Source organism: Mycobacterium sp. (genome assembly GCF_035499775.1).
Taxonomy (GTDB): Bacteria; Actinomycetota; Actinomycetes; order Mycobacteriales; family Mycobacteriaceae; genus Mycobacterium.
In genome coordinates this window covers 1-21938 of the sequence record NZ_DATJYB010000117.1, presented here as the reverse complement: position 1 = coordinate 21938, position 21938 = coordinate 1, and the positions used below count along the sequence as shown (strand labels likewise).

The following is a 21938-nucleotide window of genomic DNA, read 5'->3' as shown; positions in this document are numbered from 1 at the left end:
GGTGGTGACCATCGGTCAACTGCTCGACAGCCGCCGGATCGACCCGGTTGAGACCGACGACGATGACTTGGCATTCATGCAGTTGACTTCCGGATCGACGGGATTTCCCAAGGCGGTTCGCATCACCCACGCAAACATCGTGGCCAATGCCGAGGCGATGTTTGCCGGCGCGAACGTCGACATGGATTCGGACGTGATCGTGAGCTGGCTGCCCTGTTTTCATGACATGGGTATGACCGGCTACCTGACCGTGCCGATGTACTACGGCGTCGAGCTCGTCAAGGTCACGCCCATGGACTTCCTACGCGATACGTTGTTGTGGGCCAAGCTGATTGACAAGTACAAGGGCACTCTGACCGCCGCACCCAACTTCGCGTACAAGCTGTTCGCCAAGCGGTTGCGCAAGCAGGCTACGCCCGGCCAGTTCGACCTCTCTTCGCTGCGGTGGGCACTTTCGGGCGCCGAGTCGGTCGAGCCCGCCGACGTCGAGGACCTCTGCGACGCCGGCGCGCCGTTCGGGTTGAACCCGGAGGCAATCGTGCCCGCCTACGGGATGGCCGAGACGACGGTGGCGGTCTCGTTCACCAAATGCGGCGACGGCATGGTCGTCGACGAAGTCGACGCCGATCTGCTGTCCGTGCTGCATCGGGCCGTCCCGGCGACCAGGGGCCGCACCCGGCGGCTGGTTTCTCTCGGGCGACCGCTGGAAGGCCTCGAGGCGCGCATCGTCGACCAAGACGGTAGCGTGCTGTCGGCCCGCGGCGTCGGCGTCATCGAGGTGCGCGGGAAATCAGTAACACAGGGATACACCACGCTCGCCGGTTTCGTTTCGGCACAAGACGATCAGGGCTGGTACGACACCGGCGACCTGGGCTATCTCACCGAGACCGGCAACATCGTGGTCTGCGGACGGCTCAAAGACGTCATCATCATGGCCGGACGCAACATTTATCCGACCGACATTGAACGCGCCGCTGCGCGGGTGCCGGGAGTCCGTCCGGGATGCGCCGTCGCCGTTCGGTTGGACGCCGGTCTATCCCGCGAGACCTTTGCCGTCGCGGTCGAATCCAAGGAGTACCAGGATCCCGCCGAGGTCCGCCGCATCGAGCGGCAGGTGGCGCACGAGGTGTTCGCCGAGGTCGACGTTCGGCCCCGCAACGTGGTGGTGCTGGAGCCGGGGATGATTCCCAAGACACCGTCGGGAAAGCTGCGGCGCGCGCACGCCTTGACGCTGATGAACTGATAGGTGACGCTGCTCACGTTGTTGTGCTGTGTTTAGGGCCTCGCTCGTGGGTGGGATAGACTGGGGGGCAACGTTGGCCTCATGTGACAGCTGCCAACACGTCGTGGAACGCTCCTTCATCCCACCGGTGCCGGCCCGAAATTCGGGGCACAAACACCGCGTTCAGATGATCCGTGCATCCAGCACTACCGTCTCGCGGCGATCGATTTTGCCCACCGGCAATCTCGCCAGCTTGTGCTGACTCGGCGCGCACCTTCGCGACGTTCCGGCACACCCGATGCCTGAAAGGCACCGAAAAGTGACTACAGACAAGACCTTTGCCGATCTCGGCGTGCGCGCACCATTGGTCAGCGTGCTCGCCGCGGCCGGCATTACCCGTCCCTTCCCGATCCAGGTTCAGACCCTGCCCGATACGCTCGCCGGCCGAGACGTCCTGGGCCGCGGCAAGACCGGCAGCGGAAAGACACTCGCCTTCTCCATTCCGTTGGTCAGCAGGCTCTCGGCGGCCAAGCGGCGCCCGTCGCGACCGTCGGGTTTGGTGCTGGCCCCCACCCGCGAGTTGGCCACCCAGATCACCGCGACGCTGCAGCCGTTGGCAGCCGCCTCAAACCTGCGGGTCACCACTGTCTTCGGCGGCGTACCGCAGAACCGGCAGGTGGCTGCCCTTAAAACCGGCGTCGACATCGTGGTGGCCTGCCCGGGTCGGCTCGCGGACCTGATGAAACAACGCTTGATCAGCCTCGACGCCGTCGAGATCACTGTGATCGACGAAGCCGATCACATGGCCGATCTCGGCTTTCTGCCCGGTGTCACCCGCATCCTGGCCGCCACACCGGCAGGAGGCCAGCGGCTGCTGTTCTCCGCGACCCTCGACAACGGCGTCGACAAACTCGTCAACCGGTTCCTCCGCAATCAGGTGTTGCACTCCGTGGATGAGCTGAACGCGCCGGTGTCCGCGATGACCCACCACGTCTTCCACGTCGCCGGCGCCGAAGCCAAGAAGGAGCTGGTGCGTCGGCTGGCCTCCGGCACCGGGCGGCGAATCCTCTTCATGCGCACCAAACATCACGCCCGCAAACTTGCCAAGCAACTCACCGAATCTGGGATACCGTCAGTTGACTTGCACGGCAACCTTTCTCAGCCTGCACGCGATCGCAATCTTGCTGCGTTCAGCGCAGGTGAGGCCAGGGTTCTGGTGGCAACCGACATCGCCGCGCGCGGCGTGCACGTCGACGAGGTCGAGTTGGTGGTCCACATCGATCCGCCCAGCGAGCACAAGGCGTATTTGCATCGTTCCGGGCGTACCGCGCGGGCCGGAAACGCAGGCGACGTGGTCACCGTGGTGCTGCCCGAGCAGCGCACGGACACCCAGGCGTTGCTGCGCAAGGCCGGTATCCGCGTCACTCCGCAGCAAGTGACCGCTGACTCCGCCGAAGTGCATGCGCTGGTCGGTGAGATTGCCCCCTACCGGGCTCCGGCCCACAAGGCCACCCCACCGCAATCTTCCGTGCGTCGCAGGTCGGGTGGCGCCGGGCAACCGCGTCGTCGCGGGCCCGGCCGCCCGCAACGAAACGCTGGGGTGTCGAAATAGTTCCGGCGTTATGGCGAAGTGGTGACACGCGACCGACCAAGGACCAATGATTTTTCGACCGCCGACGATCCTGTTACACTGCGCGCGGATGTTTTTGGTGCATCCCTCTGAATGAGAGAAGTAAGGTAGATGGCACAGGGAACTGTGAAATGGTTCAACGGTGAAAAGGGCTTCGGCTTTATCACCCCCGATGGTGGCGCGAAAGATGTCTTCGTCCACTTTTCCGAGATCCGCGGCACCGGATATCGGACACTCGAGGAAAACCAGCGTGTCCAGTTCGAGGTCGAGCAAGGACCCAAGGGTCCGCAGGCCGTCGGCGTGTCCGCGGTCTAGCTAACCGGAACGAAACCATGGGCTGGTGCGCAATCGCACCAGCCCATTGGTGTGTCTAGGCCTCGCGCGACGGCGTCGTACCGTCGGGAGCATTAGCCTCGGGCCGATCTGAAAAGGTGGGATGCTGCACTGCGGTGGTTGAGCTATCGTCCGAATAAACAATCTCAGGCTCGTGGCGGTGAGAAAACAAGTCGAGAAAATCCATGGCGCACGTCCTTAAAGATTGGCAGGGGTCGAACGGTTTGCTTCTTATCCCGCGGAACGGGGACGAATCGCACGTCGATCTTTTCGCTATGCGTTATCCGGGGTCGACCGTACACCTAGCGGCGACGGGCGCCGCTTTCAGGCGGCGAGCTTGTCGACGGCCGTCGGAGCCACCAGGCCGTCGCGCTGCGAGGCCCTTTGCCGAAGCCAGAACTGCCGCAGCAGTCGCCGGTACGCGGCGAAGGTCAGCGTGATCGGGTCGCACCACGGCGGTATGCCGCCGACCAGGTGCAGACCAGTCACCAGGATCATCGACGCGGTGGCAATCGGCTGAGACTTGAAGTAGCGGCGGGCCGCGTTGGTCAACTGCTCGTCGTCAGTGGCGATCAGGTCGTATGCCGCCACGCCTCCGGCCAGTGCCACCCACGCTAGGTCTGAGTTGCGCATCGTTACTGCCTCCTATGTATAGAACGACGTCGGAGACGGCCGGGTGGTTCACGCGCGTGCCGGCTATCGGGGCAGCACGGCCTCGATAGCGGTGATCACCTCGGGCGCGTCTGGTTCGGTGCGGGGCCGAAACCGATTGACCACCTCACCGTCGGGTGCGACCAGAAATTTCTCGAAGTTCCACTGAATGTCGCCTGCTTGGCCGTTGGAATCGGCCGTCTTGGTCAGCTCGGTGTAGAGCGGGTGGCGGTTCTCGCCGTTGACGTCGGTCTTCTCCAGCAGCGGGAACGTTATCCTGTAGGTCGTCGAGCAGAAGGCCTGGATCTCAGCGGCCGTGCCCGGTTCCTGGCCCATGAACTGATTGCACGGGACCCCGACGACCGTCAGGCCACGGTCGCCATAGTCGTTGGCCAGCTTCTCCAACGCCGTGTACTGCGGAGTAAGTCCGCACTTGGAGGCTACGTTCACGATCAGCGTTGCGCCGTTGGACAATTCAGCGAGCGTAGCCGGTTTGCCGTCGAGGGTGGTCAGGGCGATGTCTTTGAGGGTCACGCCGATGACGCTAACACTGCTGCGGTTCTCAGGGTTCGCGCACGTTCAGCAGCACCTTTCCTACCGTCTGGGCGGAGTCGAGCAGCTTATGCGCCTCTGCTGCATCGGTGATCGGGACTTCGGCGGCGACGACCGGCGCCACGGCGCCCTCAGCGATCATCGGCCACAGCTGCCGCCGCAGTTCGGTGATGATCTCGGCCTTGGAGCCGGGACCCTGCTCGGGTCGGCGACGCAGGTTCGTCGCGTGCACCGATCCCCGTTTGAACAGCAGCGCACCGAGATTCAGTTCCGCTGTGGCCCCGCCTTGCAACCCGATGATGGTCAGGTGGCCATTCTCGGCGAGGGCCTCGACATTCTTGGGCAGGTAGCTGCCGCCCATAATGTCGAGAATGACGTTGGCGCCGGAGTATTCAGCGTTGACCACTGCCGGGAAATCCTGTTCCCGATAGTTGATCAAAGTCTGTGCGCCAAGGTCTCGGCAGCGCTCCAACTTGAACTGCGTTCCGGCGGTCACTGCCACGTTGGCGCCCATCGCGCGGCCCACTTGTATTGCGTGGGTGCCGATTCCGCTGCCGCCGCCGTGAATCAGCAGCGTCTGCCCACGTTGTAGGCCTCCGGTCATCACGACGTTCGACCATACGGTGGCGGCGGCCTCCGGCAGCGCTGCCGCCGCGGTGACGCTGACGCCCTGCGGCACCGGTAGCACTTGGGTGGCAGGCACATTTACCCGTTCGGCGTACCCTCCGCCGGCCATCAGCGCACACACCGCATCGCCGGGAGCCCAATCTTCAATTCCTGCACCGACTTCAGCGACCACACCGGACACCTCAAGGCCGGGGATCTCGCTGGCACCCGGCGGTGGCGGGTACAAGCCCATACGTTGCATCGCATCAGCCCGGTTCACCCCGGCGGCCACGACATCGATGGCAACCTCCCCGGGGCCCGGTGCGGGCAGGTCGTCCACCTGGGCCCACTCCATCACCTCCGGATCGCCAAAACCGTTGAGCGTTATCGCATACATGCATCTTCCTTTCGAGAGGGAGCTAGGAGTTAGTTGCCACCGGGGACCGGGAATTGGGTGCGCATCGCCAGGTCCCATAACCTGTCCGGGGTCAGTTGGCGCTGCAGGATGCCCAGCGTTGCGCTGGGAGTGACGGTGTAGCGCGCCTTCGGTCGCTTGGCCTCGACTGCCCGGCGGACGACTTTGGCAACCGAATCCGGACCACCGCCCAGGAGTTTGCCGACCGAACTCGTGTAGATCTCGGCGGTGAGCGCTCCGACACGGGAGTTGAACTCCGCGTACGGTCCGTCCTGTAAGTCGCCCACCGATTCGACGGCGGTATCGGCGAAACCGGTGGTGATAAGCCCGGGTTCGATGAGCACGATCTGTACGCCAAAGCCCTGGACCTCGAACCGCATCGCATCTGAGAGGGCTTCGACCGCGTACTTGGTCGCGTGGTAGATGCCCCCGCCAGGGAAGGTGAGTTTGCCCCCCATTGACCCGATGTTGATGATGCGTCCATGGCCCGCCTCCCGCATCCCCGGGAGCACCAGTTGGCTCATCCGGATCAGGCCGAACACATTCGTTTCGAACTGCTTGCGGATGCTGTCGATCGGGATCGACTCGACGGCTCCGGACTGCGAATAGCCCGCGTTGTTCACCAGAACGTCGATCGATCCGGCTTCCTTCTCGACGGCAGCCACCGCGGCAGCCATCGACTCCTCGTCAGTCACATCGAGCGCGAGCGTGTGGCACCCCTTGTCCGCCAAGGACTTCAGGGTCTCGGGCCGCCGCGCAGTGGCGTACACGTTGTGGCGATGCGTCGCAAGGTCGGCGGCGGTTGCCGCGCCGATTCCGCTCGAGCAACCGGTAATGAGCACAACAGACATGCGTTCCTCCTGGGTCGGGTTGTGGTTGGTAGGGCTGACGGGAATGTCTCCACTATGGCGGCGCGCCGCTGGCGCGTGGCCTTCCGGTCTGGGTTCCGGTCATGGTCCGGCGCGTATACATCGATTTGTTTCGGCTGGCTAGGTAGGTTCGCGGGCTATCGCCCTTCCATCGTTGGAATGCGTGCGAAAAGTTGCTGACGTCGGTGTATCCCAGCCGGTTCGACACCTGCTCGACGGTCATGCCGCTTTGGAGTAACTCCGTCCCGAGATGTTGGCGCACTTCGTCGAGCAGTCTCCGGAATGACGTACCCTCCGCCTCCAGTTGCCTTCGCAGCGTCCTGGTGCTGCAGGACAGCCGATCCGCCACTTGTGCAAGGCTCGGTGGTCGAGCGGGGTCGGCCAGCAACAGATCACGCACCAGACCAGCGCGGCCCGTTCTGGCTTCACGCTGCTCGAGCAGCATTCGGCATTGCTGCTCGGCGAGCTTGGCGGTGTGGGTACTCGCTTGCGGGAGTGGCACATTCAACTGTTCCGCGGAGAAGGTGACGGAGGTTTCCGTGTCGTCGAATTCGGGCACCGTGCCGAACATCTCTTCATAGAGCTCGATGGCCTGCCCCGGGTCGGGGAGAGCGAACGAGATACGGCCCGGTCGCGGCGACGTGCCGAGGATCTCACGGTACAAATTGGGGATGGCCGCAACGTCACGCTCGAGCACGAACCTGCGCAGCGGCGCTGGCACGGAACGCGCGTCGACGACGATCGAGAGCTCGTCGCCGTGTCGACGCGTCTCGAATGTGCAGAAGGCGTAGCCCAGGCGCGCAAATCTCACTCCGACGTCTATCGCCTCGCCGAGGTTCCGGCTGCTGAGGATGGCAAATCCCCATACCCCGAACGCGGTGACCCGATATCTGGCCGCCGCCTGCAGGCCGAGGCCGGGCCGGTCCCCAAGCGCTGCGACGATGTTCGCGATCGCCTTGAGTTCTTGTTGCCCGCTGACCTCGGCATCGGAGATTCGGACAGCTGCGGGCGCAACCCTGGTGCCGGCAAGACACTGTCGGGCGGTCAAGCCGAATTGAGCGGCCCAGTCGAGCATCACCACCAGACTCGCGGCCGAGCGTTTGGAATTCAGGTTGGGTGGGGTCATCGTGTCCGCGCTTGCTGCCGGTATTCTCGGGGGCCGACTCCCTTCCAGCGCCGGAAGGCCTGGGTGAAGCTGGATACCTGCGAATAGCCAAGACGTTCAGCAATTTCCGCAACGGGACGCCCATCGCTGACCAGTAGCTCCTCGGCGAGTGCCTCGCGCACCTCTTCCTGCAATACCCGCAGTGACGCGCCTTCCTGAGCCAGGTGCCGCCGCAGGGTACGTGAGCTGACAGTCAGTTGCCGGGCTGCCTGTTCGAGCGAGAGCACTGGTGATGGATTCGCCAGCATCATGTCGCGCAGTAGGCCCGCGACGCCGGCACGTGCAGATCTGTTCCGCAGCAATTCGATAGCTTGTTTCTGTGCCATCGAACGCGCGTAACGATTCGCATTGGGCAGTGGCTTGGTCAAGGACTCCCGGTCGACAATGAGGCAGTTTTCCGTAGCGCCGAACTCAGGCTCAATGCCGAACACGTCGACGTACTTCTGCACCACGTCTTCTGCTGGTCGTGGTGTCGTGTACGCGACCCGCAGTTCGAGATCGGGCGTCATGAGCAGGTCGCGCTGCAGGGTCTGGATTCCGGTGCTGTCGCGCTCGACGGCAAACCTGCGCAAACCGATCGGGAGGGCCGCAGGGTCGAGAATCAACCGAACGGAATTCTCCGCCGGGTCGGCAGAGACACTGAGTCGACAAAGACAGAAACTAAGCGCGGCCAGCGACATACCCACCGACATCGCGTCTCCCAATGTCCGGGAACTCATGAGCGCGAGCCCCCAGATGCCGGGCGATGCCGCATGGCAGCGCAGACCTGCCTCGACGCCCAGGCCGGGAACATCATCAAGCGTGCCAAGGATATTCGTGATGATCTGGAGCTCATCACGGAAGCGGACTTCGGCATCGAGATCGTCGAGTACCTCCCTGGTCAGGGGTGTGCCGAGCAACGAGTCAGCGTGGGGCATTCCGTGCTCTGCCGCCAGGTCTACCAGCAGAGCCACGCCCGCCGGTGAGCGCAGGACGTCGTGCGTAGTCACAGGAACCTCACGTGCTCGTACCTCGCTGATTGCCCTAATCGTGCGTTACTCCATCGAGGTTAGAGAAGAGCGCACCCTGCACAACAGGTGCCGGATGGCCAACTAGTTGTGAGAAGTGGCCAGCTAGTGGCACCGGCAGGCTGTCAACGGAATTCTTGGAGCATGACCAAGCGCATCCTGAACGTCGTCACCAACGTCTCGCACTACGAGGATCCGTCCGAGCCGACCGGGCTGTGGCTCTCGGAGCTGACGCACGCCTATCACGTCTTCGCCGAGGCGGGTTACGAACAGGTGATCGTCAGCCCGAAAGGGGGCGCCTCACCGCTGGAGCCGCGTTCGCTGAAGTTTCCGAACTACGACAAGAGCGCGAAGGCGTGGAAGGCCGACGAGGCGAAGATGGCCCTGCTGGCCGGCACCGCCTCACCCGATGAGATCGACTCGGCGGACTTTGATGCAATCTACTTCACCGGCGGTCACGCGGTGATGTTCGACTTTCCCGATAGCGAAGGCCTGCAACGCATCTCGCGCGAGATCTTCGAGAACGGTGGAATCGTGTCCTCCGTCTGTCACGGCTACTGCGGCCTGCTCAACACCAAGCTTTCGGACGGCTCGCTGTTGGTCGACGGGCGGAAGCTCACCGGGTTCGCCTGGTCGGAGGAGGTCCTGGCCCGGGTCAACAAGTTGGTGCCCTACAACGCCGAAGAGGAGATGAAGAAGCGCGGCGCCCGCTACGAAAAGGGCCTCATTCCGTTCTCCTCGTACGTTGTCGTCGACGGACGACTTGTGACGGGCCAGAATCCGGGTTCCGCCAAGGAGACGGCAAAGAAGGTCGTCTCGGTACTGGAAGGCTGAGCCGCTCTTGCTGTTGGCGCGTCGGTGCCGACGACTCAGACCTGTACCAGACCGGCGCCTGAGCAGCCGGTGACGAGCTCGTCGAGCCCGAACGCGTCGACTGGTCCCACGACGCCGGGCGTCTTGCCTCCCCCCGAAGCGAGCCGATCCGCGGCCCAGGCCATCAGCTCGCCGGTCAATGTATAGGGGCTGGGGCCTTCGAGGTGGACCTCGGCAACGGCGTCGCCGGACTCGTCGCGCGCCACCGCGACGACGTGGCTCAGTGTGCGGGCCCGCTCGGCCCCATCGGGACCACCGCTGCCACCGACCGTGCGTGCCGTCAACGACTCGACGAGTTTGCGGCCCCGGGGAAGCTTCGCGGTGGTATTGGCGATTGTCGAGACGAGTTGCATCGCGCGGCTGAGGTGGGGGAACCAGCCGTTGTACACCGTGACCGAGTCGACGTCGGGCAATTGGGGCGGCAGGAAAAGCACCTCGGTACCCGAGACCAGGAAAGCGTTCCTGCGCTTTGCGCGCACTGGGAATTCACGCACATGCCGTGCGGTGGTTTCGTCGACGAGCTGTCGGTGGCGCCATACCGCCGCGGGCAGGATCAGCCCTTCGGCCATGGTTTTTCGGGTGCCCTGGCTGAGTCCTTTGCGCAGAGAACCGATAGCGAAATAGCCGATCTCGATCTCGCGAACCCTGGAAGAGCCTGCACCGCCGGCCTTTGCGGCGAGCGCGCCCGCAAGGATCCCGGGGACGTAGTCGTAGCCGAACGCCGGCACGACGACGGCACCCAGCTCACGGGCTCGTGTGTCGTGCCGTTGCTGTAGTTCACGAACGAAGCCGACCTCACCGGTCGAATCCAGGTAGTGGGCGCCTGCATCGGCCGCAGCCTGCGCGACGGGGTAGCCGAACTGTTCGAACGGGCCGACGGTCGTGATCAGCACGTCACCCGCGTCGACCAGGGCTCTTACGCTGGCGGGGTTACTGACATCGGCAACCCGATAGTCCAGGCCGCCGTGCTGGTCCGCCAGTCGGGCCAGACGCTGGGCTCCGCGGCCGGCCAGCACCGGGCGCACCCCGCGCCGCTTGAGTGCGTCGACCACAAGTCCGCCGGTGTAGCCGGTAGCCCCGAAAATGACGATCTGATTGGGCATGTATCGGATCTTCCTGTCCGCGGGTTCCGTGACGCTGTGTCACCGTTGCAGTTCGCAGATCACCACGGGTATGGCGCGGCTAGTCCGCTGTTGGTAGTCCGCGTAACCCTTATATGCGGCGATAATCTTCGGCCACAGATCGGCCTTCTCCTGTGCGCTTGCGTTGCGTGCGTGCACCTTTCGCCGAGTACCGTGGATTACCAGCTCGGCCTCAGGGCACGCCAGCAGATTTCGGTACCAATCGGGGTTGCGATCGTCGCCGCCCTTCGATGCGACCAGTACCACCCGGTCCGAATCATGAACGGGTGTAGTCAGATAACAGGACCGGGGCAGCCCGGACTTACGCCCTGTGGTGTGGAGCTCCACCAGTGGCATCCCATAAGGCCTGATCAGCAGTCTGTTCCCGCTGAGCGTCAGGATCAACCGGTGGATAAAGTTCATCAATTTGGCTGCGGTGTCTTTCATTGCGTTGCTGCGCATCGCGGGCTCCCTGTCTCGAATTCGGTGGCCATTATGCGGAGCCTCGGGTCCTCCGTCATTTGACGCCAGGGATACGCCGAAGGAGATGCAGACCGGCGGTCATAATCGACGCATAGCGGCCCGGGTCGAGCCACTTCGGTGCACCGACCGGCAGCAGGCGCTCCACCGCAATCGTTTGGGATTCAGTGTATTTGAGAATGCCGTGCTCGCCGTGGCGACGCCCCATGCCGGACGCTTTCATGCCGCCCATCGGCGCGTCGACCGAGGCCCATGCTGCCGCGTAAGCCTCATTGACGTTGACGGTACCTGCCTGCAACTGGGAGGCAACATGGCGGCCGCGCTTCGGGTCGGAGGTCCAGACACTGAAATTGAGGCCGTAGGGGCTGTCGTTGGCCTTTTCGATTGCTTCCGCCTCGCTCTCGACGCGGTAGAGCGAGACCAGCGGCCCGAATGTCTCGTCGGCGTACGCGATCATGCCGTCGTGCACGTCGGACAAGATGGTGGGTTCGTAGAAGAACGGTCCGAGGTCGGGGCGCGCCCGGCCGCCGGCGAGGACGACGGCGCCCTTGCTCACCGCGTCGTCGACGTGGCGGCTCATCGTCTTGAGTTGCTTCTCGGAGATCAGCGAACCCATATCGGCAGAATAGTCAAGGGCCGCAGAGAGTTTCATTGCCTCTGCGGCAGCTGCGAACCGGGCGGTGAACTCATCCCACAACGTCGCCGGGACGTAGATTCGTTCGATCGAGATGCACAGCTGCCCGGTGTTGGAGAAACATGCGCGTGCCGCGCCGTCGACGGCTTTGCCGACGTCGGCGTCGTCCAGGACCAGCAAAGCGTTCTTGCCGCCCAGTTCCATTGAGCAGTTGATGAGCTGTTGACCGGCCTGTGCCGCGACGTTGCGACCCACGGCCGTAGACCCGGTGAACATCAGGAAGTCGGACTGTTCGATGATCGGGGTGCCCAGCTCGGCGCCGGACCCGGTGACGACCTGCACCAAACCTGCTGGCATTCCAGCTTCTTCGAGCAGTCGTACCGCCCATAGCGTCGAAAACGGCGTCTGCTGGTCGGGTTTGGTCAGCACGGCGTTGCCCGCAACGATCGCCGGAAGCGCATCGCTGATGCCCAGGGTCAGCGGGTAGTTCCACGGCGAGATGACTCCCACCAGCCCTTTGGGGTGGTGAAGCTCCCACACCTGGGTGAGCGCCAGTTGGGCGCCCCGCCGGCGTTTCGGGCCCAGGTAGTCCTCGGCGGTGTGTGCGTAGTAGCGGGAGACCATGCAGACATCGATGATCTCCTCGAAGGCGTGCCTGCGCGCCTTGCCATTCTCGAGCTGGATAAGGTCGAGCACCTCGTCTTGGCGTTGCAGCACCAGATCGTGAAAGCGCAGCAGCATGGCGGCACGTTCGCTTACCGGCCGTGCAGCCCACTCTGGTTGCACTGCCCGGGCTCGCGTGGCCGCGGCAGCCACATCGGCACCAGTGCAACGCGGGACGTCCCCGAGCAGACCACCAGTCATTGCGTTAATGACTTCAAGACGCGAATCGGGGTCGGCGGCCTGCACCCGGCTGGTCAGTTCCCGCAGAAACACGCTATCGACACCATCTGCCGAACGGGCCGTGAATGTGGTCATGGTTGCTTCCTCTTGCTCGCTGTTTTCTTGCCGTTCAAGGAGATTGGGCCGCCGCGCATCGCAGGCGGCAAGTGTCGACTTCGGACCAGGTTGATTCTTGCCGACCTGCCTCCGACAAACATCGATTTGGCCACTTCTCACAACTTATTGGCCATCCGTCACCTGTGGCTCTGCCTATCGCGTGTCTAATCTTGACGTTATCGGTCGGCGCTCCCGAAAGCTGAAGTCGGCCTGCGCAATCCCTACGAAGGACGAGGTCCACCATGGCTACGCAACTCATCGAGGTCGAATTCGCCGGCCAGACCGTCGAAGTGCCGAAGGACGGGTACTACGACAGATACCGATCAAACCCGAACCTCGACGAGGTGGCACAAGATCCTGCCGTGGGAAACATCGACTGGTTTCGCAGGATCCCGAAGGTCCAGGTCGACTCGCGGGTCGGGCCACTTTGGGCGCCGAACTTCTACTACCGCGCGAGCATCGTTCAGGCGAACATGCTCGCCCCGTTCGACCGTCTGGCAGCGATGCTGCCGGAACCTCTCGAGCCACTGCGCGCGGTCCCCGGTTACGGGGTCGCGGCACTGACCTTCTTCTCGTATTCGGTCTGCGACAACGATCCCTACGACGAGGTGTCCGTCGCGGTCGTGATCCGAAAGCCCGGTCAGCGAGGTGTGGTATCCGGCCTAATGCCCGAGCTCGAACTGCTCAACGCGACACGGCGCAGGAAGTTCTACGCCCACGTACTGGCCCTGCCCGTCACCACCGAGATCGCCCGGGTCCGCGGCGTCAGCGGCTACCAGCTACCCAAGTGGCGCACCGATATCAGCGTGAAAATCAGCGACACCGTGCGGGCCGAAATCGCCGGTCCCACAGGCCAACCGGATTTGGCACTGCACGCACCACTGCCAAGGTTCACCGACGTCCCAGCACAGTCCCGGATGGCAACCAACACCATGGTCCATCTGGTTGACGGGCAATGGAACCAAACGTCGGTGCAGTCCAACACTCTGTCATTCGCCCAGCGCAGCTTCCCGCGCGACGTCACGCTCAGTCGGCACGGCGGCCCGCTGAGCGACCTGCTCGACGGACTCGGCGCCTCCAGAATTGTCAGCGTCGATATCACCAAAGAAGCACAACTGGTGCTGAACCTACCGCGGCCCCTGGAAGCCTTCGGCTGACGCCAAAGGACTGGCAGGTAAAACGGCAGGTGCCGCTCGGAAGTGGCCCCGCCGGCATGAGCATAAAGGCGTTATCTTCGCAGGTAGAACCACTCACGCAAGCAAGTGTCCTGGTACCGTCGATTCATGGGTGGCGAGTTTGTCGAGATCCGCATAACGCTCCCGGAATTTTTTCAGCCGGTGCCCGAGGCTCTCCGACCGCGGCTGCTGGACTGGGAGGTTGACGCCAAGGGCAGGCACGTCGCCTGGCGTTACCGAATAACCCGCTACGAGCAGGACGGCCAACCCAGGTGGTCGTTGGACGGGACCGGCCAGCACCCGTGGACCAGCGACGACGTCGAGTACCTGAAGGACGTGGCCGAGCACCACGCCGGTCGGCTGTTACGCAGACAACGATGGCAGCCCAAGAGCATGTACAACGGTCAGGAGCCGCCGCTGTGGCTCGGTGGTCAAGGCTGGTCCTCGTAACACTGCGAATTGTGGCCGGGGTTTACTGGTCCGTCGGCTGGGATGGCGAGGCAGACAGCGCCGCCTGGATTCCCCTTTGCAGTTCTTGCATCAGAGCCGGGCTGTCGTGTGGAGTCGTGTCTTCGCAGCCACAGCCAAGGCTGGTGAACGGGTTGGGATCGTCACCGCCCGGGTTGGTGTCGGCGCCGGCCGGAGCTGCTCCCAGCACATAGGAGCCGAGAATGATTGTCGCGGCCGTGCAGATCATCGCGAAATCCGTTGCTAGCTGTGGTGAGTCGCGACGGGTCTGGTGTGAGTTGTTGCGTAAGAACATGATTTCTCCCGAAAAGGTAAATAGGTTGGGTGAAGTCGACCGATGCTGTCGGTCGCGGTGAGGGACGGAATGTGGCCGACGGCTTCACAACCGCGAAGCCAAAGGCAAGAAGGCCTGGCGCTGAGCTATCAGCGACGGGCGACGCAGAGTTTGGTCAAGATACCTTGATCGACGACGGCAGGCGCAGGCGCAGGCGCACCGGAGTAGCGGCCCTGCTCGAAACCTAAGGCAAGCCTCGACGGGGCAAACGAAGCCGGCAATGGCGACCAGACCGATTGTGGCGACATGCGGGTCCAAGTCGGCGGCCGATCGCGCGTCATCCATGCGGTTTTGTTTGGCTTCTGATGCGATGGTGACGAGCCATGAACAAGAAAGCTGGTGGGTTGAAAGTTGTCGCTGTGGGCGAGATTCGCGCCGCCATGGGCCCCGTGTGACCAAGTCGCGGGCAGCGGTGCTCCAACCCGGGCGTGCATGGAGCCCCGCGCCGCCCCACCTGTGGTGACGGCCGCGAATAAACTCAGCACCGCGACGATTGCGATGGCCAACTGCCATCGTCGCGTCCTGTCAGCGCCTCGAAACTCCACAATGAGGCGACGGTATAGCACGACTTCTAGTGGGCGATGGAAGCGAGCTGTGAAATCGAACAGAGTCACGTGTGTGTTGCCAAGCATCGGGAATCAGGGTGAGGGTGGCGGCCAGAGGTTCGGCGGTCGCGTGGCACAGCGACTTCACCTGCGAACACCCAAGGAGCGTTGTACTTCGGAGAAAGTGGGTAGACAAAGCAGAAGCTGGGTGCGCGTCAGGCTCAGCGGCAGATCACTAGTCGGAAGGCGGCATGATGGTTAGTCGCGAGGGCGGCCGATGGGACGTCGGCGCAAAAGACAACGCGGTTTACCTCGAGCGCATCTCCGAAGGCGACGAACAATTATTCGACGATGTGTTAGCGCCTGGCGAGGCTCGTGAATTGGCTGGGCTCTTGACGAAATTCGCAGACAAGCTCGATGAGTCCGACCACGACGACGAGACTGAGGAGTCCGACGAATCCGAGGACTCCGACGAGTCGTCGGATTAGATTCCGTCCCTGCTCTTCTTTCTGGGGCTGTTCGGGTTGGGGCAGTGGGCGTCACGGACGCGACCGGACTCACCGAGTCAGAACATCTGGTCCGCGGGTTCGGACCGACGCCGTCGGCGCGGGGGCTGGGGCGGAGGAAGCGGTTGCAGCGCCGGAATTGGCTGCGGCGGCGGAAGCGGTTGTGGAGGGGGCAGCTGCGGCGGCGGTAGCAGTAGCTGACGTCGCTGGTGCATCTGCGCGAGGCGTGTTGACCACCAACGCCGATACGCGAGTCTCGATGATCATTGGCACGGTGGGCGCCAGCCGTCGATGACCGGGGCGCGGTGAACTTCGTCGTGATGGTCATCGGTATGTGCCGTCGTAGCGTCTGCCCGGAGTGAATGTCACTGGCATTGAGGTCAACTCGTTGGAGAAGTTCGATACCAACCGGGTGATCGGCCCGGAAAACTGCATATCCGGGGTGCGGCGCATCAGTTCCTCGAAAAGGATTCGTAATTCGAGGCGGGCAAGGGAGTTCCCCAGGCAGAAGTGTGCTCCGCCGCCTCCGAACGCCTGATGCGGAGGCTTCTGCCGAGACACGTTGAATCGGTCGGGGTCCTCGATCACCTCCGGGTCGCGGGATCCCGCCGGGTACCACATGGCGACCCGTTCGCCTTCCTGTATCGGGTGGCCGCCCACCTCGGTGTCGCATTGAGCCACCCGGGTGAAGTAGATGACGGGTGTGACCCACCGCAGCATCTCCTCGACGGCGTTGGGGATGGCGTCGGGGTTGTCGACCAGCTTGTGACGCTCACCGTCGTTTTCGATCAACGCGCGCATGCCGCCGGACGCGGTGTTTCGGGTGGTGTCGTTACCGGCGAACATCAAGATGCCGAAGAAGAACGTGACCTCGTCCTCGCTGAGCCGCTCGCCGTCAACTTCGGTGACTATCAGCCGGGAGATCAGGTCGTCGGCAGGATTGGCCCGCCGCTCGGCAGTGAGTCCGCTCAGGTATCCGCCGATCTCGACGAGGGCGCCGAGGCCCAATTGCGGGTCGGCGGTGGCTGCGGCCCGTGACAGCGTGTTGGTCCATGCGAACAGTTGCCGGCGGTCGTCCTGTGGTACGCCCAGCATGTCTGCGATCACCTGCAACGGCAGTTCGACGGCGATGTCATCGACGAAATCGCACTCGCCCTTTTCGATCACGTCGTCGATGAGCGTCGTGACGGTCGCGCGAATGTTCTGTTCCTTCTGGCGGATCAACTTGGGCGTGAAGACGGCCTGCACGACGTTGCGGTGCTTGGTGTGGCGAGGCGGATCCATGCCGAGTATCACTTCGGCCATCGCCTCGGGAGGCACCGCGCCCTGACTGGTCGCGAACACGCCACCGCGCGCCGACGAGAACGTGGCCGGGTCGCGGCTGATGGTCGCGATATCAGCGGCTTTGGTGAATGACCAGAATCCTGGCTCGTCACCGGTGAGTGCGTTCCAATGCGGACTGGCTTCTGCGCGCATGCGCGCGAAAAGCGGGTGAGGCGGGCCGTCCTTGAAATAAGACAGGTCGGTCAGGTCGACGGTGGACAGGTCGACGTCCTTGAGGTTGGGTGCGGTGCTCATCGAGCGCTCCTTTCAGAGTGGTTGTCAGGGCTGGTATTCGACTTGTGGGAGGGCCTTGGTGTCGCCCAACCGGGGCGCAGTGCGGAGCAGCCTGCTTCTTTGGCGAGCATGACCGCGACGATCTCCCGCATTCGCAATGCGGCGGCGTCGGCTTGGAACTCGACTCCGGACCGCCAGTCGCCATAGCTGAGCGACCGGGATGCGTGTGCGGAGTTTCCCGATATTGGAGCAGGGACATCGGGCTGGGTGGGGACGCGCATGCACCACCCGTCGGCGGCGTATGCGCAGCCGTGGTATTCGCAGATGAGTTGGTCATCAACCACATGGCCGTCCGACAGCGGAAAGCCTCGGTGCGCACAGCGGTCGTCGAACGCCCCAACCTGGCCTCGCGAGGATCGCCAGACAACGATGTCGCGGTCGAGCAATCGTCGACCCACCGGACCCGTCGCCAGTTCGTCGCACGTTGCGGCTACATACCAGCATTTGGTGGGGTAGTTCACCTTCATAGGTCCAACACCAACTTCTCACTGCCGGAACGGGATACACACGTAAGTATCTTGTTGCCGGAGGCGCGTTCGGCCTCCGTGAGCATGGAGTCGCGATGATCCGGCGTGCCCTCAACGACGGTGGCAACACAGGTTCCGCAGACTCCTTCGAGGCAGGATGACAGAATCGGTATGTCGGCATCCTCCAACGCCTCCAGGATCGAGATATCTTGCGACACTTCCACGGTCGCTCCCGAGCGCTGACAGACCACCTGGAAACTGTCCAATCCGCCGCTGGATTCTTCGGACGCCGTCTTGGCTGCGAATCGTTCGATGTGCAGGCTGCCTTCGGGCCAGTTGACGCAGTGCTCTTCGACTGCGGCCAGAAGTTGTTCGGGCCCACAGCAATACACCAATGTCTGATCGGTTGGCTCAGCCAGGACCTCTCCCAGGTCGAACAGGCCATTCTGGTTCTGCGGCCACAGCGTGACCCGATCACCATGGGCGTCGGACAGCGTCTGCGCGAACGCCATCGTCGTCAGGCTTCGGCCGAGATAGATCAGTGTCCAATCGCTGCCGGCCTGCTGCGCGGAATTGACCATCGCGATGATCGGGGTGATCCCGATCCCGCCGGCGATGAACAGGTATCGCGGTGAGTCGACGAGCGCAAAATGGTTGCGGGGTCCCCGGACTCGCACGCTGACACCCTCGACGAGGTTGTCGTGGACGTGACGTGAGCCGCCCCGGCTATTCGGGTCGAGCAGGACCCCGACTCGCCACGACTTGGCGTCGCGTGGGTCGCCGCACAGCGAATACTGACGGACCAGCCCGTCGTCGAGCAGGAGGTCGATATGGGCGCCGGCCTCCCAATCAGGCAGGTCTTCGCCGTGTGGGTCTGCTAGATCCAGTACCGCGACGCCGTCCGCCGCCGCGTCGCGGCGGTTTACGACTAGGTCGGCCGTGAACTCGCGTACCCCCGCGCCGGGTGCCAATGCAGGGGCTTCTTGAGTAGAAGTCATGCTTCGCTGCTCTTTTCGGTGTCGGCAAGGGCCGACAGGTCGGCCAGCTCTTGCCGTAGGTCGTCCATCAAATCCCAAGCTTCGGGCAATGTTTGAGCGTCACCGACGATGCCGATGTCGAGCCCTCGGTGGTAGCTGACGACCGTGAGACTCGAGAGGCGTTGCATCAGAGTGCCTTTCGCATGAATCGTGCAGCTCTGTCGGTGTACGGCGGATACACCACCCGCAGGTCGGGCCGCGCGCGTTTGGCCAGAACGGCCCGTCGGTGGCTCATCGCCTCGAATCCCCACCGGCCGTGGTAGGCACCCATCCCGCTGGCACCGACACCGCCGAAAGGCAACTGGGGGACCATGCAGTGCATGGCCACGTGGTTGACCGCCGCACCACCCGACGGGATCCGCTCGAGAAGTGTTCTCGCGATCAGCCGTGACGGAGTGAATATGTAGAGCGCTAAGGGTTTTGGTCGGCTATTGACGAAACGTGCCGCAGCGTCGAGCGAGTTGACCCGGAGTATCGGCAGGATCGGCCCGAATATCTCATCGGTCATCACCGCATCGTCGGGCGACGGATCGACGATCACCGTGGGTTCTATGCGCAATGCGGAACTGTCCCAGCGACCGCCGGTGACGATCTTGCCGTCGCTGGTGCCGATCAGTGCGACGAGCCGATCGAACTGGCGCTGGTTGACGATGCGCAACGACGAATCGCTGTCACCGGACCGGAATTGGTGCACGTTGGCGACGATCTTGTCGATCAGCTCGTCGGCGATCGAGTGCTCGGCCAGGACGTAGTCGGGGGCAATGCAGGTCTGTCCGGAGTTGAGCAGTTTCACCCAGGCGATGCGCCGAGCGGCGACGTCGAGATCGGCATCGCGGGTCACGATGACCGGAGACTTACCGCCGAGTTCGAGCGTTACCGGCGTCAACGTCGGTGCGGCGCCGGCCATGATCTTCTTACCGACCTCGGTACCCCCGGTGAACAACGCGTGGTCGAAACCCTGTGCCAGCAGTGCCTGAGTGACCGAGGCGTCGCCCTCGATGACCCGGATCGCGATTGGGTCCAGATATTGCGGCACCAGACGCGCCAGCACCGCCGAAGTCGTCGGGGCCAGTTCCGAGGGCTTCAGCACGGCGCAATTTCCGGCGGCCACCGCCGCCACGAGCGGCGCCAAGGTCAGATATAGCGGATAGTTCCACGGCCCGATCACCAGGACCACGCCGAGTGGGTCGTACTGCACCCAGCCTCGTCCGGGTAATTGGTTCAGCGGCAGCAAGACTCGACGGCGGCGCATCCAGCTCTTCAGGTGCTTGCGCGCGTAGGTCGCTTCCGCCTTGGTCGACGCGATGTCGCCGAGCCACGCGTCGAACGCCGGCCTGCCGAGATCGTCGGCGAGTGCCGCGACGATCTCGGCTTCCTGCTCGTCGCACAACCGCTCAATCCCGCGCAGCTGCTCAAGGCGCCATGCCAGATCGCGGGTACGGCCCGTCGCGTGTACCCGGCGCAAGTCGGCAACCAGTGTCATGGCGTCCGACGACGAGGTTTGACTTGGCATTTCAGATCTCCGGTGCCGGGATGACCCCGGTGAGAACCGCGCCGGTCGCCCCACCGTCGACGACAAGTGCATGCCCGTTGATCCACCGCGCCGCGTCGGAGGCGAGGAAGACGATCGCGTCGGCGACGTCCTCAGGGGTTGCGTGCCGCCCGAGTAGACCTTTCAGGCCGTCGAGTGTGGCCTTGCCCATGGTGTTCTCGAAGTCCGCCAAGATCGGTGTCTCCACCGGCCCCGGCAGCACAGCGTTGATGCGAAACCCGCCGTACGCGGCGATCAGGCCCATCGCCATCGTGTAGACGGTGGTGACTTCCTTGGAGAAGTTGTACGCATTGCCCCGCTGCGGGTTGGCCTTGAACCAGGCCGCTCCGTCTTCGAAGTTCTGGGTCGCCAGCAATTCGTTGATTGCGACCAGGCGTGCCGGCCAGCCGAACCCGGCCGTTGATGACACCGTCGTCACGGTGCCGCCGGGCTTGAGCCGGTCGAAGAACATTTCGGTCAACTGTCGTACCGCCAGCGCATTGACAGCCAGCACCAGGTCCGCCGGAGCGGTACCGGGCACGCCGGCCACATTCATCAAGCCGTCGAACTGGCCGTCGAGTTGCTCAATTGCGGCATCGATGCTGCGTGGATTCGACAGGTCGATCTCGATGTGACGGGTAACCGCTGCGGCCGGGGTGTTGCGGTCGAGGCAGTAGACCTCGGCGCCGGCCAGCAGCAGCTTCTCGGCCACCGCGTGTCCGATTCCCGATGCGGCCCCGGTGACGACATAACGCCTGCCGGTGAACTCAGACATTGGTACTCCTATTCGCGTAGCGATCCATGAGGATCCGTTTGACGAGCTTTCCGGTTGCAGACCTTGGTAATTCGTGGACGAAGTCGATGGACTTCGGTGCTTTGTAGTGGGCAATGCGGTCGCGGACATAGGCGATGATCGCTGCTGCCAGGTCATCGGATGGTGAGACACCTTCGCGTACTTGGACGATCGCCTTGACCTGTTCTCCCATGACGGGATCCGGCACACCGATCACAGCGACGTCGTACACCTTCGGATGCAAGGCCAGGACGTTCTCGATCTCCTGGGGATAGATGTTGACGCCGCCGGAAATGATCATGAAACCCTTGCGGTCCGTGAGAAACAGGTAGCCGTCCTCGTCGAGGTAGCCGACATCACCCACGGTGCACCAGTTGTCGTGCACGGGATGCCGTGAAGCGGAGGTCTTTTCGGGATCATTGTGGTACTCGAAGGGAGCCAGATCCCGTTCGAAGTAGATGGTGCCCACCTCGCCGGGCGGTAGTTCGCGGCCGCCGTCGTCGCAGATGTGCAGCACGCCCATCACGGCCTTGCCCACCGATCCCCGCTTGGCGCGCCATTCACTCGTCGTGATGACCGTGGTGCCGTGTTGTTCGGTGGCGCTGTAATACTCGGTGAGGATGGGTCCCCACCACGAAATCATCGCGTCCTTCACATCAGGCGGGCACGCCGCGGCGGCGTGCACGGCAAGCCGCAGCGAGGACACGTCATAGGCGGCGCGCGTTCGGTCGGGCAGCTGGAGCATCCGCACGAACATCGTCGGGACCAGCTGGGTCGCCGTGACCCGGAACCGCTCGATCGCCGCCAGCGTCTCCTCGGCGTCGAATCGGTCCATCAACACCACCGTTGCACCCAAAGCTTGAACCGAGGCGCACCACTTCAACGGTGCGGCGTGATAGATGGGCGCA

General features: G+C 63.5%; 25 protein-coding genes. 7 read left to right on the top strand and 18 right to left on the bottom strand.

The genetic code is table 11. The annotated features are described in order from the left end of the window. The 3 genes from VML93_RS08620 to VML93_RS08610 all read left to right on the top strand — a co-directional run. The coding region (locus VML93_RS08620) for a fatty acyl-AMP ligase (RefSeq protein ID WP_325609653.1) at window positions 1-1243 on the top strand (1243 nt) is incomplete at its 5' end. A 298-nt stretch (window positions 1244-1541) separates the two neighbouring features. Next, window positions 1542-2834 carry a DEAD/DEAH box helicase gene (locus tag VML93_RS08615; RefSeq protein WP_325609651.1) on the top strand — a complete coding sequence of 431 codons (1293 nt, stop codon included), beginning with the start codon at window positions 1542-1544 and terminating at the stop codon, window positions 2832-2834. A gap of 129 nt (window positions 2835-2963) precedes the next feature. Next, window positions 2964-3167 (top strand): cold-shock protein, encoded by a 204-nt coding sequence (locus VML93_RS08610; RefSeq protein WP_325609649.1) that lies wholly within the window; start codon window positions 2964-2966, stop codon window positions 3165-3167. 55 nt (window positions 3168-3222) lie between these two features. Here VML93_RS08610 and VML93_RS08605 read toward each other — a convergent pair whose 3' ends face one another. From VML93_RS08605 to VML93_RS08575, 7 genes are all read right to left on the bottom strand, one after another. Further along, window positions 3223-3372: a hypothetical protein gene (locus VML93_RS08605; RefSeq protein ID WP_325609647.1), complete on the bottom strand. Its 150-nt coding sequence runs from the start codon at window positions 3370-3372 to the stop codon at window positions 3223-3225. A 137-nt stretch (window positions 3373-3509) separates the two neighbouring features. After that, entirely contained in the window at window positions 3510-3818 is a 309-nt protein-coding gene (locus VML93_RS08600) for a DUF7427 family protein (RefSeq protein WP_325609645.1), read from the bottom strand. 63 nt (window positions 3819-3881) lie between these two features. Beyond that, window positions 3882-4370, bottom strand: a complete 489-nt coding sequence (locus tag VML93_RS08595) for a glutathione peroxidase (RefSeq protein WP_325609643.1) — start codon at window positions 4368-4370, stop codon at window positions 3882-3884. A 28-nt stretch (window positions 4371-4398) separates the two neighbouring features. After that, window positions 4399-5391 carry an NAD(P)H-quinone oxidoreductase gene (locus tag VML93_RS08590; protein ID WP_325609641.1) on the bottom strand — a complete coding sequence of 331 codons (993 nt, stop codon included), beginning with the start codon at window positions 5389-5391 and terminating at the stop codon, window positions 4399-4401. A gap of 29 nt (window positions 5392-5420) precedes the next feature. Next, on the bottom strand, window positions 5421-6260 hold the full coding sequence (locus VML93_RS08585) for an oxidoreductase (protein WP_325609639.1): 840 nt from the start codon (window positions 6258-6260) through the stop codon (window positions 5421-5423). A 52-nt stretch (window positions 6261-6312) separates the two neighbouring features. Beyond that, window positions 6313-7404 (bottom strand): AraC family transcriptional regulator, encoded by a 1092-nt coding sequence (locus VML93_RS08580; RefSeq protein WP_325609637.1) that lies wholly within the window; start codon window positions 7402-7404, stop codon window positions 6313-6315. After that, the gene (locus tag VML93_RS08575; protein ID WP_325609635.1) at window positions 7401-8432 is read right to left on the bottom strand and encodes an AraC family transcriptional regulator; all 1032 of its coding nucleotides are present in this window, start codon (window positions 8430-8432) and stop codon (window positions 7401-7403) included. Before VML93_RS08575 ends, VML93_RS08580 begins: the two co-directional genes overlap by 4 nt. Before the next feature lie 162 nt (window positions 8433-8594). On the opposite strand from VML93_RS08575, the gene VML93_RS08570 reads away from it, so the two are divergent. Further along, window positions 8595-9284, top strand: a complete 690-nt coding sequence (locus VML93_RS08570) for a type 1 glutamine amidotransferase domain-containing protein (RefSeq protein WP_325609633.1) — start codon at window positions 8595-8597, stop codon at window positions 9282-9284. Between the two features lie 35 nt (window positions 9285-9319). On the opposite strand, the gene VML93_RS08565 is transcribed toward VML93_RS08570, so the two are convergent. From VML93_RS08565 to VML93_RS08555, 3 genes are read right to left on the bottom strand one after another with little or no spacing between them, the layout of a single operon-like run. Then, window positions 9320-10426 (bottom strand): saccharopine dehydrogenase family protein, encoded by a 1107-nt coding sequence (locus tag VML93_RS08565; protein WP_325609631.1) that lies wholly within the window; start codon window positions 10424-10426, stop codon window positions 9320-9322. A gap of 39 nt (window positions 10427-10465) precedes the next feature. After that, complete coding sequence (locus VML93_RS08560) at window positions 10466-10906, bottom strand: nitroreductase/quinone reductase family protein (protein ID WP_325609629.1); 441 nt, start codon at window positions 10904-10906, stop codon at window positions 10466-10468. A 55-nt stretch (window positions 10907-10961) separates the two neighbouring features. Next, window positions 10962-12536, bottom strand: coding sequence for a succinic semialdehyde dehydrogenase (locus VML93_RS08555; protein ID WP_325609627.1), 1575 nt, complete (start codon window positions 12534-12536; stop codon window positions 10962-10964). A gap of 263 nt (window positions 12537-12799) precedes the next feature. Between VML93_RS08555 and VML93_RS08550 the strand changes: the two genes are divergently transcribed. Continuing rightward, complete coding sequence (locus tag VML93_RS08550; protein ID WP_325609625.1) at window positions 12800-13714, top strand: acetoacetate decarboxylase; 915 nt, start codon at window positions 12800-12802, stop codon at window positions 13712-13714. Window positions 13715-13840: 126 nt separating this feature from the next. Beyond that, entirely contained in the window at window positions 13841-14182 is a 342-nt protein-coding gene (locus VML93_RS08545; protein WP_325609623.1) for a hypothetical protein, read from the top strand. A 22-nt stretch (window positions 14183-14204) separates the two neighbouring features. Here the strand turns inward: VML93_RS08545 and VML93_RS08540 are convergent, their stop codons facing one another. After that, a complete protein-coding gene (locus tag VML93_RS08540) occupies window positions 14205-14429 on the bottom strand; it encodes a hypothetical protein (protein ID WP_325609621.1) in 225 nt (74 codons plus the stop codon). 904 nt (window positions 14430-15333) lie between these two features. On the opposite strand from VML93_RS08540, the gene VML93_RS08535 reads away from it, so the two are divergent. Continuing rightward, window positions 15334-15567, top strand: a complete 234-nt coding sequence (locus tag VML93_RS08535; protein WP_325609619.1) for a hypothetical protein — start codon at window positions 15334-15336, stop codon at window positions 15565-15567. 342 nt (window positions 15568-15909) lie between these two features. Here VML93_RS08535 and VML93_RS08530 read toward each other — a convergent pair whose 3' ends face one another. The 7 genes from VML93_RS08530 to VML93_RS08500 form a co-directional block, all read right to left on the bottom strand. After that, window positions 15910-17163: a cytochrome P450 gene (locus tag VML93_RS08530; RefSeq protein ID WP_325609617.1), complete on the bottom strand. Its 1254-nt coding sequence runs from the start codon at window positions 17161-17163 to the stop codon at window positions 15910-15912. Beyond that, window positions 17160-17669 (bottom strand): Rieske 2Fe-2S domain-containing protein, encoded by a 510-nt coding sequence (locus VML93_RS08525; protein WP_325609615.1) that lies wholly within the window; start codon window positions 17667-17669, stop codon window positions 17160-17162. Before VML93_RS08525 ends, VML93_RS08530 begins: the two co-directional genes overlap by 4 nt. Beyond that, window positions 17666-18667, bottom strand: a complete 1002-nt coding sequence (locus tag VML93_RS08520; RefSeq protein ID WP_325609613.1) for a PDR/VanB family oxidoreductase — start codon at window positions 18665-18667, stop codon at window positions 17666-17668. Before VML93_RS08520 ends, VML93_RS08525 begins: the two co-directional genes overlap by 4 nt. Continuing rightward, entirely contained in the window at window positions 18664-18834 is a 171-nt protein-coding gene (locus VML93_RS08515; protein ID WP_325609611.1) for a WS/DGAT domain-containing protein, read from the bottom strand. Before VML93_RS08515 ends, VML93_RS08520 begins: the two co-directional genes overlap by 4 nt. Continuing rightward, on the bottom strand, window positions 18834-20219 hold the full coding sequence (locus VML93_RS08510) for an aldehyde dehydrogenase family protein (protein WP_325609609.1): 1386 nt from the start codon (window positions 20217-20219) through the stop codon (window positions 18834-18836). Before VML93_RS08510 ends, VML93_RS08515 begins: the two co-directional genes overlap by 1 nt. Before the next feature lies 1 nt (window position 20220). Then, on the bottom strand, window positions 20221-21012 hold the full coding sequence (locus tag VML93_RS08505; RefSeq protein ID WP_325609607.1) for a coniferyl-alcohol dehydrogenase: 792 nt from the start codon (window positions 21010-21012) through the stop codon (window positions 20221-20223). Then, a partial coding sequence (locus tag VML93_RS08500; RefSeq protein ID WP_325609605.1) for an AMP-binding protein occupies window positions 21005-21938 on the bottom strand: 934 nt, incomplete at its 5' end. The genes VML93_RS08500 and VML93_RS08505, both read right to left, overlap by 8 nt.

Coding starts and splice junctions, on each gene's coding strand:
- VML93_RS08550 (WP_325609625.1), top strand. CDS start 12,800: ATGGCTACGCAACTCATCGAGGTCGAATTCGCCGGCCAGACCGTCGAA.
- VML93_RS08580 (WP_325609637.1), bottom strand. CDS start 7,404: ATGACCCCACCCAACCTGAATTCCAAACGCTCGGCCGCGAGTCTGGTG.
- VML93_RS08570 (WP_325609633.1), top strand. CDS start 8,595: ATGACCAAGCGCATCCTGAACGTCGTCACCAACGTCTCGCACTACGAG.
- VML93_RS08555 (WP_325609627.1), bottom strand. CDS start 12,536: ATGACCACATTCACGGCCCGTTCGGCAGATGGTGTCGATAGCGTGTTT.
- VML93_RS08600 (WP_325609645.1), bottom strand. CDS start 3,818: ATGCGCAACTCAGACCTAGCGTGGGTGGCACTGGCCGGAGGCGTGGCG.
- VML93_RS08605 (WP_325609647.1), bottom strand. CDS start 3,372: ATGGATTTTCTCGACTTGTTTTCTCACCGCCACGAGCCTGAGATTGTT.
- VML93_RS08510 (WP_325609609.1), bottom strand. CDS start 20,219: ATGCCAAGTCAAACCTCGTCGTCGGACGCCATGACACTGGTTGCCGAC.
- VML93_RS08540 (WP_325609621.1), bottom strand. CDS start 14,429: ATGATCTGCACGGCCGCGACAATCATTCTCGGCTCCTATGTGCTGGGA.
- VML93_RS08590 (WP_325609641.1), bottom strand. CDS start 5,391: ATGTATGCGATAACGCTCAACGGTTTTGGCGATCCGGAGGTGATGGAG.
- VML93_RS08515 (WP_325609611.1), bottom strand. CDS start 18,834: ATGCAACGCCTCTCGAGTCTCACGGTCGTCAGCTACCACCGAGGGCTC.
- VML93_RS08560 (WP_325609629.1), bottom strand. CDS start 10,906: ATGCGCAGCAACGCAATGAAAGACACCGCAGCCAAATTGATGAACTTT.
- VML93_RS08565 (WP_325609631.1), bottom strand. CDS start 10,426: ATGCCCAATCAGATCGTCATTTTCGGGGCTACCGGCTACACCGGCGGA.
- VML93_RS08610 (WP_325609649.1), top strand. CDS start 2,964: ATGGCACAGGGAACTGTGAAATGGTTCAACGGTGAAAAGGGCTTCGGC.
- VML93_RS08505 (WP_325609607.1), bottom strand. CDS start 21,012: ATGTCTGAGTTCACCGGCAGGCGTTATGTCGTCACCGGGGCCGCATCG.
- VML93_RS08520 (WP_325609613.1), bottom strand. CDS start 18,667: ATGACTTCTACTCAAGAAGCCCCTGCATTGGCACCCGGCGCGGGGGTA.
- VML93_RS08535 (WP_325609619.1), top strand. CDS start 15,334: ATGGTTAGTCGCGAGGGCGGCCGATGGGACGTCGGCGCAAAAGACAAC.
- VML93_RS08525 (WP_325609615.1), bottom strand. CDS start 17,669: ATGAAGGTGAACTACCCCACCAAATGCTGGTATGTAGCCGCAACGTGC.
- VML93_RS08545 (WP_325609623.1), top strand. CDS start 13,841: ATGGGTGGCGAGTTTGTCGAGATCCGCATAACGCTCCCGGAATTTTTT.
- VML93_RS08530 (WP_325609617.1), bottom strand. CDS start 17,163: ATGAGCACCGCACCCAACCTCAAGGACGTCGACCTGTCCACCGTCGAC.
- VML93_RS08585 (WP_325609639.1), bottom strand. CDS start 6,260: ATGTCTGTTGTGCTCATTACCGGTTGCTCGAGCGGAATCGGCGCGGCA.